The organism is Sellimonas caecigallum, assembly GCF_019754295.1.
GTDB classification, from domain to species: Bacteria; Bacillota; Clostridia; order Lachnospirales; family Lachnospiraceae; genus Sellimonas; species Sellimonas caecigallum.
This window is the reverse complement of the sequence record NZ_VIRV01000006.1, coordinates 67,648-80,244: the sequence shown is the minus strand read 5'-3', so window position 1 is coordinate 80,244 and position 12,597 is coordinate 67,648. Positions and strand designations below refer to the sequence as shown.

The window sequence follows — 12,597 nt, the reverse complement described above, 5'->3', positions numbered from 1 at the left end:
TGAAACCGGTTTCACAAAGAAAGGAGAACAAGGGAATGAAAATTGCGGTAGTGGGAAGCATCAACATGGATATGACAGTGACGGCAGAGAGGATTCCTTTGAAAGGAGAGACGCTGCGAGGGGACAATGTCCGTTTGATTCCGGGAGGGAAAGGAGCGAACCAGGCAGTCGCCATGGCAAGACTTGGGGCGGAAGTAGAAATGTTTGGCTGTGTGGGCGATGACGATAATGGGAGAAAGCTTCTGGATAATCTGAAAGAGTCCGGAGTAAAGACAGACCACATCCATGTGCTGAAAGGTGTTCCGACAGGGATTGCCTTGATCACAGTAGGGGAAAATGATAATACGATCGTTGTTGTCCCAGGAGCAAACGGAAAAGCAGACAAAACATATGCAGAAAGCATCTGCAGGGAACTGGAAGGATATGATATGGTCGTTTTTCAGCATGAAATTCCCCTGGAAACAGTGCATTATCTTATAAAATGGTGCTATGAAAAAGGGATACCTACTGTGTTGAATCCGGCTCCTGCAGCGAAGGTGCCGACAGATATCGTGGAAATGGTCAGCTATCTTACGCCAAATGAACATGAAGCGCGTCTGATTTTTGGAGAAGAGACAAAAACCGAGGAAATGCTGAAAAAGTATCCGGAAAAACTGGTTATCACTCAGGGATCAGAAGGTGTGGTTACCTGTATGAAAAGCGGACAGATTCTTCACGTGCCGGCAAGAAAGAGCAGTGTAGTGGATACGACCGGTGCAGGTGACACATTAAATGGTGCATTTTCGGTAAGGATATGCCAGGGCGACGATATCGAACAGGCTCTTTTGTATGCCAATACAGCCGCAGGGCTTTCGACAGAAAAATTCGGAGCACAGAGCGGAATGCCGCTGGCAGAAGAAGTGGAAAAAGAACTGGAGGAGAAGTAAGGTGAAGAAAAAAGGAATATTAAACAGTGACATTTCAGCGGTTCTTTCCTATATGGGACACACGGACCGGATCTGTATCGGAGACTGTGGTCTTCCTGTGCCGGAAGGTCCGGAGCGGATCGACCTGGCTGTCAAGTTTGGCCTTCCATCTTTTATGGAAGTTCTGAAGGCTGTGGGGGATGACATGAAAATTGAAAAAGTTGTCCTGGCAGAAGAGATCAAAGAAAAGAGCCAGGACTTGCTGGAGGAAGTCACAGAGTATCTGAAAGAAAACGGACTGGAGGGTAATCGGATCGAATTCGTGCCTCACAGTGACTTGAAACTGATGACAAAAGAATGCAAGGCGGTCATCCGCACAGGGGAAACGACGCCGTATGCAAATATCATCCTGCAGTCGGGGTGTATATTTTAAAGGAGGGAGAGACATGCAGATTGAAATGCGGGGCATTAACAAATCGTTTGGCGGAAATGCGGTTTTAAAAAATGCTGGTTTTCTGCTGGATCATGGCGAGATACATGCATTGATGGGGGAAAACGGAGCTGGTAAATCCACTTTGATGAAAATACTGACAGGCGTGTACACAAAAGACGCAGGTCAGGTCATTGTAGACGGACAGGAAGTATGCTACAAAAACCCTCAGGAGGCGGAAAAAGCGGGAATTGTATTTATTCACCAGGAACTGAATGTCCTTTTTGATCTGACAGTGGAAGAAAACATGTTTTTGGGGAAAGAAATCCGAAATCGGTTTGGGATTTGTGATAAGAAAGCCATGCGCGCGGAAGTAAAAAAAATCCTGGACAGACTGGGCGTGAAAATCTCCCCGGAACAGAAGATGAGCGAGTTGTCTGTGGGACAGCAGCAGATGATTGAGATCGCAAAGGCACTGATGGTAGACGCCAAGGTAATCATTATGGATGAGCCGACAGCCGCACTCACGCAAAGTGAGACGGAGGTACTTTTTCAGGTCATCAATTCATTGAGAAAAAAAGGAGTTTCAATCGTATACATATCACACAGGATGGAGGAAATCTTCCAGCTTTGCGACAGGATCACAGTCCTGAGGGACGGAGCCTACATTGATACAAAGCGTATAGCGGACACGGATATGAACGACGTCGTCAAAATGATGATCGGACGGGAAATCGGCGAACGGTATCCATCCCGGAATGTCAAGATTGGCGAAGTTGCTCTTAAGGTAGAAAACCTGACTTGCCCGGGAGTATTTAAAAATGTGTCCTTCGAGGTACACGCCGGAGAAGTCCTCGGCGTATCCGGTCTGATGGGCGCCGGAAGAACTGAGATCATGCAGGCGATCTTCGGAAATATGCCCCATGTGACAGGAAAGATCTCTCTGTACGGAAAAGAGATACAAAACCACAGTCCGGAGCAGGCCATGAGAAACGGCCTTGGATTTATCACAGAAGACCGCAAGACAGAAGGGCTGATGCTGGAAGAAAGCATCCGGAAAAATATTTCCCTTGCAAATCTCGGCCGTATCTCCCGGCACGGAGTCATAAACAAAAAAGAAGAACAGGATCTTGTAAAGAAAGGGATCGAAGAACTGCACATCAAATGTTTTGGCCCGGAACACGAAAGCAATAATCTAAGCGGAGGAAACCAGCAGAAAGTCGTATTTGCGAAATGGATCTATACAGATCCAAAAGTGCTGATTTTGGACGAACCTACGAGGGGAGTAGACATTGGAGCGAAAAAGGAAATCTATCATATTATCAATGACCTTGCCGCAAAGGGAGTAGCTGTCATCATGGTGTCATCCGAATTGCCGGAGGTGCTTGGAATGGCAGACCGCATCATGGTTGTGAGGGAAGGTCTTGTCAGAGGCGTTTTAAGTAAGGAAGAGGCAAACCAGGAAAACATTATGATTCTGGCAACGGGAGGAAATTTAAATGAATAAGCAAAAAACCATCAATAAAATACAAGATATGGGCGCTTTGATCGCGCTGGTTCTTCTAGTCATCGTAATCGGGGTTATCAGTCCTGAATTCAGAACGGTTGGAAACTTTCTTTCTCTGCTGCGTCAGTCTTCCATTAACGGACTGATCGCATTTGGTATGACGGCGGTAATCCTGACAGGCGGTATTGATCTTTCTGTGGGATCTGTGTTGGCGCTGTCCACAGCACTCTGTGCCGGACTGATAGCAAACGGGATGCCGGTAGGAGCTGCCATGCTGCTGGCGCTTGTCATAGGAACAGGACTTGGTCTTATCAGTGGTATACTTGTGACAAAAGGAAGACTGCAGCCATTTATTGCCACACTCGTTACAATGACAGTATACAGAGGTCTGACAATGATCTACATGGATGGAAAGCCGATCTCCAATCTGGGAGACAGCTTTACATTGAAAGTCGTAGGAAAAGGAAATTTTTATCACATTCCGATCCCTGTTATCCTCTTTATCCTGATCTTCGTTCTTTTCATGTTCATCCTTGAAAAAACGACATTCGGAAGAAGAGTGTACGCTACAGGAAGCAATGCGCAGGCAGCCAGACTTGCCGGTGTGAACATTCAAAGGACAAAGATGGCAGTATATGCCATCTCTGGTGCAATGGCAGCGCTTTCAGGACTGATCCTTCTTTCCAGGCTTGGCTCTGCACAGCCAAATCTTGGAGACGGATATGAGCTGGATGCCATCGCGTCGGTAGCTCTTGGCGGGACAAGTATGAACGGAGGAAGAGGCCGGATCTGGGGAACGTTTGTGGGCGTTCTGATCATTGCGGTACTCAACAATGGTCTGAATATTCTGGGTGTATCTTCCTATTATCAGGATGTTGTAAAAGGTATTGTTATTCTTATCGCAGTTTTATCAGATAGAAAGCGTTAAAGAAAAGGAGAGAATATTATGTGGATCAAAAAGATAGCGGCAGTGATGCTGGCTGCATTTGTTGGATTTACCATGACAGGATGTAATGCTATTACCATCGATGGAGAAGAAGGGAGCCTTACAGCAGGAGAAAGCGGCGGAAATGGAAACATTGGATTTTCCGTTTCAACTTTGAATAACCCGTTCTTTGTGACATTGAGTGAAGGAGCAGAAGCAAAAGCAGAAAAAGAAGGCGTGGAACTGATCGTCGTGGATGCCGGAGACGATGCGGCGAAACAGACAAGCGACATTGAGGATTTGATTTCGAGGAATATCAGTGTTCTGATCGTCAACCCGGTCGATTCTGATGCAGTTGCACCTGCTGTGCAGGATGCAGTTTCAAGAGGGATCAAAGTTATCTCCGTAGATCGTGTTGTGAATGGAGTAGAAGTGGACTGTGCCATTGCATCGGACAATGTGGAAGGGGCAAGAATGGCCACTGAGTATATGGTAAGCCTGGTCGGAGAAGGAGCAAAAACGGCTGAGATCGAAGGTGTGCCGGGCGCCAGCGCTACCATCGACAGAGGGGAAGGATTCCACATCGTTGCCGATGAAAAGCTGGATGTCGTGTCCAGTCAGACAGCAAACTTCAGTCGATCTGAAGGAATGACAGTCATGGAAAACATGCTTCAGGCAGACTCAGACATCAAAGGAGTATTTGCACATAACGACGAGATGGCTTTAGGAGCAGTGGAAGCTATCGGAAACCGTGATATTGTTGTTGTGGGATTCGACGCTACAGACGATGCCCTTACTGCGATCAAGGAAGGACGAATGGCGGCTACAGTGGCTCAGAAACCAGACCTCATGGGAGAAACAGCAGTTGATACAGCCATCAAGCTGATCAACGGCGAGACGGTGGAAAAGGAAATCCCTGTAGAAGTGGAACTGATCACAAAATAGAAAACAGATAACGCAATACCCTGGCGATACACCGCCGGGGTATTGGCTTACCCCGGGTTGACAGAAAGCATGGAGAAAAATATAATGAAACATGAAACAGCTTTCAAGACCGGAAGGAGTAAGGATACATACATGACCAGTATAAGAGAAGTAGCAAAAATAGCAGGGGTGTCCCCCGCAACTGTATCCAGAGTAATGAATGGAACGGCAAATGTGGATGAGGAGAAGCGCCGAAGAGTGCTGGAAGCAATCCGTCAGACAGGATTTATGCCAAATGAGCTGGCACGGGCTCTGTACCAAAAATCATCAAAAATCATTGGCGTTATCGTACCGGATATTGAAAACCCTTTTTTCAGTGAGCTGGCCAAAGCGGTGGAAGAACAGACTTACCACGCAGGATACAAAATGCTGCTCTGCAATTCAGATGATGATCCGAAAAAAGAGATGATGAATATCCAGATGCTTGTTCAGATGCGTGCAGAAGGTATTATCATTACAACAAACTGCGACAGCACAAGCCGTGTGCTGAAAGACTGTCAGCTTCCGGTGGTTGTTGTGGATCGTAAGCTGACAGGTGTGAGCGGTACCGCTTTTATCGAGGCGAATCACTATAAAGGAGGCTGCCTGGCAGCAGAGCATCTGGTAAAGTGCGGGTGTAAAAACATTGTATGTCTTCGGGGGCCTCAGGCGTATTCAAGCGGTAAGCAGCGATATCAAGGATACCTTGATACCTGCAGAAAATATGGAATCAAAGAGCAGTGTGTGGACTGTACATATGATTATGAGGCCGGCAGACGCGCTGCAAAAGAAATACTTCGGAAATTTCCAAAGGCAGATGGGATTATCGCCTGCAATGATATGGTAGCGATTTCTGTCTATAAGGTGCTGACCGGTGTTGGGAGGCGTATACCCGAAGAAATACAGCTGATCGGATTTGATGACATACGGTTCAGCAGCCTGTGCACGCCGGAGATAACCACGGTGTCTCAGCCAATCCGGGAGATGGGATTTATGGCGGCAGGAATTATCATCCGGCATGTGGAAGGAGGAGAGTTCCAGCAGGAGAACATTTTTGATGTAAAACTTGTCGAGAGGGATACGACAAGAAAGAAGAGTCATCAGGCTCTGTAAAAAATAAAACTGTCAATTTTTATAAAGAGCAAAAGAAGATGCGGGCGGAGCTGGCAATTCCTTATTTCCTTAAGGAATTGCCAACTCCGCCTTTAAAAAAAGAAAAATACTTGACACATCAATTCATACCCGTTATAATCCTATTGTTAGGAAGCGAACAAATAAAAAAGGAGCGGAGAAATGGATGAAGAATTTGAGAAAACGCGGCAAAATCATGCCGGAAGATTGATCCATATGCTTTCCCATCAGCTGAAACGCCGCAGTGCGATGCCGGAGACCGGAACCGGGCTGACGCCGATGCAGAAACATGTCCTGACATACATTTTGTTTGAGACAATGGTAAGAGACATTTATCAGAAAGATATCGAAAAAGAATTCAAAATACGGAGATCCACAGCAAGCGGGATCCTCCAGCTGATGGAGAAAAATGGCTTTATTTACAGGCAGAGTGTGGAGAAAGATGCGCGTCTGAAGCGGATCCTTCCCACTGCCAAAGCGGAGAAAATCCGCATGGAGATTCTGACAAATATCAAGCAGACAGAAGCAAAATTAAAGGAAGGGATACCAAAAGAAAATTTTGAGGTATGCCTGAATGTGATGAGGCAAATGCTTGAAAATCTGTCGGAAAAGAGACAGGAAAATCAAAATTTGGGAGGTAGACATGAACAGGAAACTTTTTAAATCGATTCGAGAGTATAAAAGAGAATCTGTTCTGGCGCCGATTTTCGTCATTCTGGAGGTGTTCATGGAAGTGCTGATCCCTCTTCAGATGGCGAAGATCATTGATATCGGCATTGCCAAAGGCGATTTGGAATATATTGTCAAAATGGGCATTATCCTTGTTGTCATGGCAATGTTGGCCCTGATATTCGGCGCAAAGGCAGGAAATTATGCAGCCAGAGCAGGAGCAGGTTATGCGAAGAATTTAAGACATGATATTTTTTACAAGGTTCAGGAATTTTCTTTCAAAAACATCGACCATTTCTCCACATCCAGCCTTGTTACGAGAATGACAACAGATATCACCAACGTGCAGATGGCATACATGATGAGTATCCGTCTTTTGGCAAGAGCTCCGATCATGATCGTATTGTCGCTCATTATGACGCTGACGATCAGCAGACAGATCGCCCTCTTGTTCCTTATCGTCATTCCGCTTCTTGGAGGAGTGCTGATCTTTATTGCGAAGAAAGCACATCCGCACTTTATCAAAGTATTCGACGAGTATGACATACTGAATAACGGCGTTCAGGAAAACGTCAATGCCGCACGTGTTGTAAAAGCGTACGTGAGGGAAGACCATGAAATCGAGAAATTCCACAAGATTTCTCAAACGGTCTATGATCTCTTTACGAAAGCGGAGAAAATCGTTGCGTGGAATTCCCCGACCATGCAGTTTTTCATGTATTCCGTCATCCTTATCATGGTACTGATCGGCGGACGCAGCATCGTATTCCAGACGATGGAAACCGGGGAACTCACAAGTGTCATCGTCTATGCCATCCAGATCTTAAGTTCACTGATGATGGTATCTTTTGTGTTTGTTATGATTATGATCGCGGAGGCATCCAGTGACCGTATTGTGGAAGTCCTGGATGAAGTTCCGGAGATGCAGGACAAAGAAGACGCAGTCAAAGAAATCCCGGACGGAAGCATCGATTTCGATCATGTGGACTTCAGCTATGCAGGAGAAGGCGGAAATCTTTCTCTGAAAGATGTCAATATCCATATCAAATCAGGGCAGACTGTGGGGATCATCGGCGGTACAGGAAGTGCAAAATCCACGTTTGTCCAGCTTATTCCTAGGCTTTACGATGTGACGAAAGGATCTGTAAAAGTCGGAGGGATCGATGTAAGGGAATACAATCTGGAAGCACTCCGTGACCAGGTGTCCATGGTGCTTCAGAAAAACGTGCTCTTCTCAGGGACAATTTACGAAAATATCCGCTGGGGAGATGAAAATGCCAGCGACGAAGAAGTGCAGAGAGTATGTAAGCTTGCCCAGGCAGACGGGTTTGTACAGGAATTTCCAGCCAAGTACAACACGATGATCGTGCAGGGAGGAAACAACGTTTCCGGAGGGCAGAGACAGCGTCTTTGTATTGCCCGCGCACTTCTGAAGAACCCCAAAATCCTGATCCTCGACGATTCTACAAGTGCAGTTGACACAAAGACAGACGCTCTGATCCGAAAGGCATTCCGGGAAGAAATTCCGGATACGACCAAGATCATTATCGCCCAGAGAGTTTCATCTGTGGAGGATGCCGATGTGATCATCGTCATGGAAGACGGCCGCATTGATGGAATCGGCACATCCGAAGAACTCTTAAAGACAAATAAGATTTATCGGGAAGTTTACGAATCACAGGTTAAGGGAGGTGCAGACAATGAATAAGAAAGACGATAAAGTAAGGGTCTCAAGAAATACGATTAAGACCGGAAAACGACTTCTTGGATACGTGACAAGACGTTTTAAGCTGCAGTTTATCGCTGTGTTCATCTGCATTATCATCAGCTCCATAGCATCGATATCAGTGTCTTTGTCCCTGAAATTCCTGCTGGATGATTATATCATTCCGCTGATCGGGAAAAAGACGCCGGATTTTTCAGAACTTTACATGGCGCTGACCGTACTTGGAACCATCTTCCTGATGGGAATCCTGGCATCTTTCATCTACACAAGACTGATGGTTTATATTGGCCAGGGAGTGTTAAAAGAAGTCCGGGACGATATGTTTGAACATATGCAGAAACTGCCGATCCGGTATTTTGACCAGAACACAAACGGCTCTATCATGAGTCTTTATACCAACGACACCGACACTCTGCGACAGATGATCAACCAGTCCATCCCGCAGGTATTGATGTCCTCTATCACGATCGTTGTGACGTTCATATCTATGGTAGCACTAAGTCCGCTTCTCACAATTCTGGCTGTCGTGATGATATTCGTGCTGATCTTTGTGACAAAGAAGATCGGCGGAAACAGCGGAAAATATTTCTTAAGACAGCAGATCGCCCTCGCTGATGTGACCGGGTTTGTGGAGGAGAGAATGAATGGGCAGAGAGTCATCAAAGTGTTCAACCATGAACGGGTATCGGAAGAAGAGTTTGACAGGCTGAACGAACAGCTCTACGACAGCGCAGCCAATGCGAATACATTTGCAAACATGATGGGACCGATCATCGGAAATATCGGGAACCTGCAGTTTGTACTCACAGCAGTACTCGGAGGCTTTCTCTCCGTGGCAGGAGTAGGCGGAATCACGCTCGGCGTCATGGCGTCCTATCTCCAGTTTACAAAAAGCTTTACCCAGCCGTTTATGCAGGTGGCACAGCAGTTCAACTCCATTGTCATGGCACTTGCAGGTGCAGAACGGATCTTCAATATGATCGATGAGGAGCCGGAAGTGGATGAAGGTTATGTAACCCTTGTCAATGCGCGAAGAGACGAGGACGGCAACATTGTAGAGTGCAAAGAAAGAACCGGTATGTGGGCATGGAAACATCCGCACAAGGCGGAAGGTACAGTGACCTACACGGAATTAAAAGGAGATGTCCGTTTCTTTGATATGACATTTGGATATACGGATGAAAAGATGGTACTCCACGACGTGACACTTTATGCAAAGCCGGGACAGAAGCTGGCTTTCGTCGGATCGACAGGTGCGGGAAAAACAACCATTACCAACCTGATCAACCGTTTCTACGACGTGCAGGACGGAAAGATCCGGTACGATGGCATAAATATCAATAAGATCAAAAAGGCAGACCTGAGACGGTCTCTTGGCATCGTTCTTCAGGATACCCACCTGTTTACGGGAACGATCATGGAAAATATCCGATACGGTAAGCTTGATGCCACAGACGAAGAAGTATACGAAGCAGCACGGCTTGCACATGCAGACCAGTTTATCAGAATGCTGCCGGATGGATATAATACGAGACTGAGCGGAGACGGGGAAGAACTCTCCCAGGGACAGAGACAGCTTCTTGCCATAGCGAGGGCTGCGGTTGCCAATCCGCCGGTGCTTATCCTGGATGAAGCGACATCCAGCATCGATACCCGTACGGAAAGTATCGTACAGCAAGGTATGGATAACTTGATGAAAGGACGTACAGTCTTTGTTATCGCACACAGACTGTCAACAATCCGAAACAGCGACGCCATCATGGTGCTGGAACATGGACGCATCATCGAACGAGGCGACCACAAAGATCTTATCGCTCAGAAAGGAACATACTATCAGCTTTACACAGGAAAACTGGAACTGTCATAGACAAAACAGAAAAACGCTTTTTCCGGACAGAAATGCGCTGTCTGGGAAAAGCGTTTTTTGTGTTGTGTTTGTATAAAGGCGTATGGAGAAGGCATCAGGAAACCGGCGGATTTTGAAAGAGAGGGATATCAGGCGGAAAATACGTAAAGAGGGCAAAAAAGATGGCAAGAAGAACAACAAAAATGACAGAAGCCCTTCCGATTTTTCGATGATTTTCGATAAGCCGGTATGACAGGAAAAATGCGAAACCGACAGAAAGGATAAAAACACTGATATCCAGAAAAAGCGTGTGAAATCCCAGAATACCCGTGTAAGTGTAGAAAAGAACCGGAATAGCAAAAGTCCCGCCAAGGATTCCGACACATAGTATCGGGAGCAGATCGCGTTTGACCTTCCTATACTTCCAAGACCAAAAAAGGGAGTAGAGAAGCATGGGAAAAAAGAGCAGTTTCATATGTTCCCACGTTGATTCGTTGATCGGGAAGAAAAGGGCGACAATCGGATTGCTCCCGGACCATCCGTAGACAAAATGCCAGATGGAACCAGCAGCAGATACGAACAAAAATCCAAGAACCGAGTAAAACTTTACGTTTTTCATATGACCTCCCTCTCCTGAAGAACAGGATGCATTCAATAGATATAGGATATGCATTCGTGGAGAAGAATAGACGTCTATGTAAGAATAAAAAAGAACCTTTGATAATCAAAGGTTCCGATCAAAGCTGCCTAGGGGACTTGAACCCCCGACCTCCGCCTTACCAAGGCGACGCTCTACCGACTGAGCCAAGGCAGCACATCAACATGCCTATATATTGTATCTTGAAAATCGTAAGATGTCAAGATAAAAAGAGGAAATTCCTGCTGTTCTCACAGATGTTGATGGCTGCCGGTTTGTTAGTCTGGGTAGACAGCATATTTCAAAACACCATCTGCCTGTGCTTCAAAAACCTGATATGCATCCTGTATCTCGGACAGACGACACTTGTGTGTCAGAAGCGGTGTGGCGTCAAGTCTTCCCTCTTCGATGAGAGTCAGAATGTCGTCTAAATGGCAGGCGTCCACGCCGCCTGATTTCCATGTCAGGTTCTTTCCGTACATTTCCGGGAGCGGAAGGATCTGTGCTTTTTCGTACATGGCTACAAGGACGACGACTGCATTAGGACGCGCGATCCTCCATGCCATCTCGAACGTGTCAGACCCGCCTGCTGCTTCCAGAACTGCGTCCGCACCTCTGCCGGAAGTGAGGGAACGGATCTGGGCTTCCAGAGCAGAAATGTCCTGCGGGCAATATGTGACATCTGCCATGTGATGTTCTTTCGCAAAAGTCAATCGTTCCAAAGAGCGGTCGATGGCGATGATACACTCCGGTTCGTAGCGGCGGGCACAGAGCATCGTACAAAGTCCGGCCGGTCCGGCTCCGATGACGGCGATTGTGTCTCCCTTTTTGATTTCAGCCAGATCGGACGCCCAGTATCCAGTGGACAAAAGATCCCCGGTAAATAGTGCCGCTTCATCGGAGACGGCATCCGGGATTTTGGCAAGTCCTTGATCGGCATAAGGGATTCTTGCATATTCTGCCTGTCCCCCATCGATCCGGCAGCCCAAAGCCCATCCTCCGTCCGGATCCGTACAGTTATTGACATAGCCCCTCCTGCAGTAAAAACATTCTCCGCAGAATGTCTCCACATTGACAGCTACCCTGTCTCCGGGCGAGAACTTTTTTACGGAAGGACCGATCTCCTCCACAACGCCGACAAATTCATGGCCCAGAGTCACGCCCGGAACGGCCCGTGGCACGGCTCCGTGCAGAATATGGATATCGCTGGAACAGATCGTGGAAAGGGTCACCCGGACGATGGCATCTGTGGGGGAAAGAAGAGACGGGCGTGGTTTCTCCTCCAGTGCGATCGTTCGATTTCCTTTGTATACTAATGCTTTCATGATGGGCTAAAGCACCTCCTTGAATATGAATTTTGGATTTTTCTACTGTGTTTATTATAATTCCCGGAGGGAAGAAAAAGCAAGAAAAGGAAAAAACGTTTATGAAAGTAAAAAAAAGACGCGCAATTTTCCTTAAAATAATAATATAACAGATAACAATTGAATGGATAAAGGAAAAATTTTAAAATATGGATAATAAAAATGAAAAGTTGGATACAAGGAGGAAAAGGGATTATTCTCTTTGCAGTCTGGCTTGTTTTTTCCTATTATTTGATAGGAAGGCTGGACATTCCGAGAGAATTTCTCCCGCCTCAACAAATTCTGGATGTGAAATTTTATGCAGATGAAGTCCGGATGTTTTTTAGCGAAAATGTGTGGGGAGATCAAAAAATATATCAGCTTTTCAGAACGTGTTTCCAAAGAGAGCTTGTGCGTTATGGGTTTGTTGTGATAGGTGCGTGGGCTGTATCCCTTCTTTTTTGCTTGTCCTTATATCTTTTTTATGGTAAGATAAAAATTACGAAATTGCGCAA

At 46.3% G+C, this 12,597-nt stretch carries 11 protein-coding genes and 1 tRNA gene; 9 read left to right on the top strand and 3 right to left on the bottom strand.

Going from position 1 to position 12,597, the window contains the following annotated elements:
- Positions 1-35 precede the first annotated feature (35 nt).
- The 9 genes from rbsK to FLB61_RS05895 all read left to right on the top strand — a co-directional run bounded on the left by rbsK (position 36) and on the right by FLB61_RS05895 (position 10,123).
- Complete coding sequence (gene rbsK, locus FLB61_RS05935) at positions 36-926, top strand: ribokinase (protein WP_087199001.1); 891 nt, start codon at positions 36-38, stop codon at positions 924-926.
- 1 nt (position 927) lies between these two features.
- On the top strand, positions 928-1,338 hold the full coding sequence (gene rbsD, locus FLB61_RS05930; RefSeq protein WP_087199002.1) for a D-ribose pyranase: 411 nt from the start codon (positions 928-930) through the stop codon (positions 1,336-1,338).
- 13 nt (positions 1,339-1,351) lie between these two features.
- Entirely contained in the window at positions 1,352-2,842 is a 1,491-nt protein-coding gene (locus FLB61_RS05925) for a sugar ABC transporter ATP-binding protein (RefSeq protein ID WP_221919652.1), read from the top strand.
- On the top strand, positions 2,835-3,770 hold the full coding sequence (locus tag FLB61_RS05920; RefSeq protein ID WP_221919651.1) for an ABC transporter permease: 936 nt from the start codon (positions 2,835-2,837) through the stop codon (positions 3,768-3,770). The genes FLB61_RS05925 and FLB61_RS05920 overlap by 8 nt, the downstream gene beginning before the upstream one ends.
- Before the next feature lie 18 nt (positions 3,771-3,788).
- Positions 3,789-4,712 (top strand): D-ribose ABC transporter substrate-binding protein, encoded by a 924-nt coding sequence (locus FLB61_RS05915; protein ID WP_221919650.1) that lies wholly within the window; start codon positions 3,789-3,791, stop codon positions 4,710-4,712.
- A gap of 132 nt (positions 4,713-4,844) precedes the next feature.
- Positions 4,845-5,843 (top strand): LacI family DNA-binding transcriptional regulator, encoded by a 999-nt coding sequence (locus tag FLB61_RS05910; protein ID WP_221919674.1) that lies wholly within the window; start codon positions 4,845-4,847, stop codon positions 5,841-5,843.
- Between the two features lie 180 nt (positions 5,844-6,023).
- Positions 6,024-6,524 (top strand): MarR family winged helix-turn-helix transcriptional regulator, encoded by a 501-nt coding sequence (locus FLB61_RS05905; RefSeq protein ID WP_087210435.1) that lies wholly within the window; start codon positions 6,024-6,026, stop codon positions 6,522-6,524.
- Positions 6,505-8,238: an ABC transporter ATP-binding protein gene (locus FLB61_RS05900; protein WP_221919649.1), complete on the top strand. Its 1,734-nt coding sequence runs from the start codon at positions 6,505-6,507 to the stop codon at positions 8,236-8,238. Before FLB61_RS05905 ends, FLB61_RS05900 begins: the two co-directional genes overlap by 20 nt.
- Entirely contained in the window at positions 8,231-10,123 is a 1,893-nt protein-coding gene (locus FLB61_RS05895) for an ABC transporter ATP-binding protein (RefSeq protein WP_087199009.1), read from the top strand. Before FLB61_RS05900 ends, FLB61_RS05895 begins: the two co-directional genes overlap by 8 nt.
- A 94-nt stretch (positions 10,124-10,217) precedes the next feature.
- Here the strand turns inward: FLB61_RS05895 and FLB61_RS05890 are convergent, their stop codons facing one another.
- The 3 genes from FLB61_RS05890 to FLB61_RS05880 form a co-directional block, all read right to left on the bottom strand.
- Entirely contained in the window at positions 10,218-10,721 is a 504-nt protein-coding gene (locus FLB61_RS05890; RefSeq protein WP_221919648.1) for a DUF6512 family protein, read from the bottom strand.
- A 122-nt stretch (positions 10,722-10,843) separates the two neighbouring features.
- Positions 10,844-10,916: transfer RNA gene (locus FLB61_RS05885), tRNA-Thr, on the bottom strand.
- Between the two features lie 101 nt (positions 10,917-11,017).
- Positions 11,018-12,064: an alcohol dehydrogenase gene (locus tag FLB61_RS05880; protein ID WP_221919647.1), complete on the bottom strand. Its 1,047-nt coding sequence runs from the start codon at positions 12,062-12,064 to the stop codon at positions 11,018-11,020.
- Positions 12,065-12,597: the final 533 nt, after the last annotated feature.

What these genes read in the sequence shown, in the direction of transcription:
- FLB61_RS05905 (WP_087210435.1), top strand. Translation starts at nt 6,024, where the DNA reads ATGGATGAAGAATTTGAGAAAACGCGGCAAAATCATGCCGGAAGATTG.
- rbsK (WP_087199001.1), top strand. Translation starts at nt 36, where the DNA reads ATGAAAATTGCGGTAGTGGGAAGCATCAACATGGATATGACAGTGACG.
- FLB61_RS05895 (WP_087199009.1), top strand. Translation starts at nt 8,231, where the DNA reads ATGAATAAGAAAGACGATAAAGTAAGGGTCTCAAGAAATACGATTAAG.
- FLB61_RS05915 (WP_221919650.1), top strand. Translation starts at nt 3,789, where the DNA reads ATGTGGATCAAAAAGATAGCGGCAGTGATGCTGGCTGCATTTGTTGGA.
- FLB61_RS05880 (WP_221919647.1), bottom strand. Translation starts at nt 12,064, where the DNA reads ATGAAAGCATTAGTATACAAAGGAAATCGAACGATCGCACTGGAGGAG.
- FLB61_RS05920 (WP_221919651.1), top strand. Translation starts at nt 2,835, where the DNA reads ATGAATAAGCAAAAAACCATCAATAAAATACAAGATATGGGCGCTTTG.
- FLB61_RS05925 (WP_221919652.1), top strand. Translation starts at nt 1,352, where the DNA reads ATGCAGATTGAAATGCGGGGCATTAACAAATCGTTTGGCGGAAATGCG.
- FLB61_RS05890 (WP_221919648.1), bottom strand. Translation starts at nt 10,721, where the DNA reads ATGAAAAACGTAAAGTTTTACTCGGTTCTTGGATTTTTGTTCGTATCT.
- FLB61_RS05910 (WP_221919674.1), top strand. Translation starts at nt 4,845, where the DNA reads ATGACCAGTATAAGAGAAGTAGCAAAAATAGCAGGGGTGTCCCCCGCA.
- FLB61_RS05900 (WP_221919649.1), top strand. Translation starts at nt 6,505, where the DNA reads ATGAACAGGAAACTTTTTAAATCGATTCGAGAGTATAAAAGAGAATCT.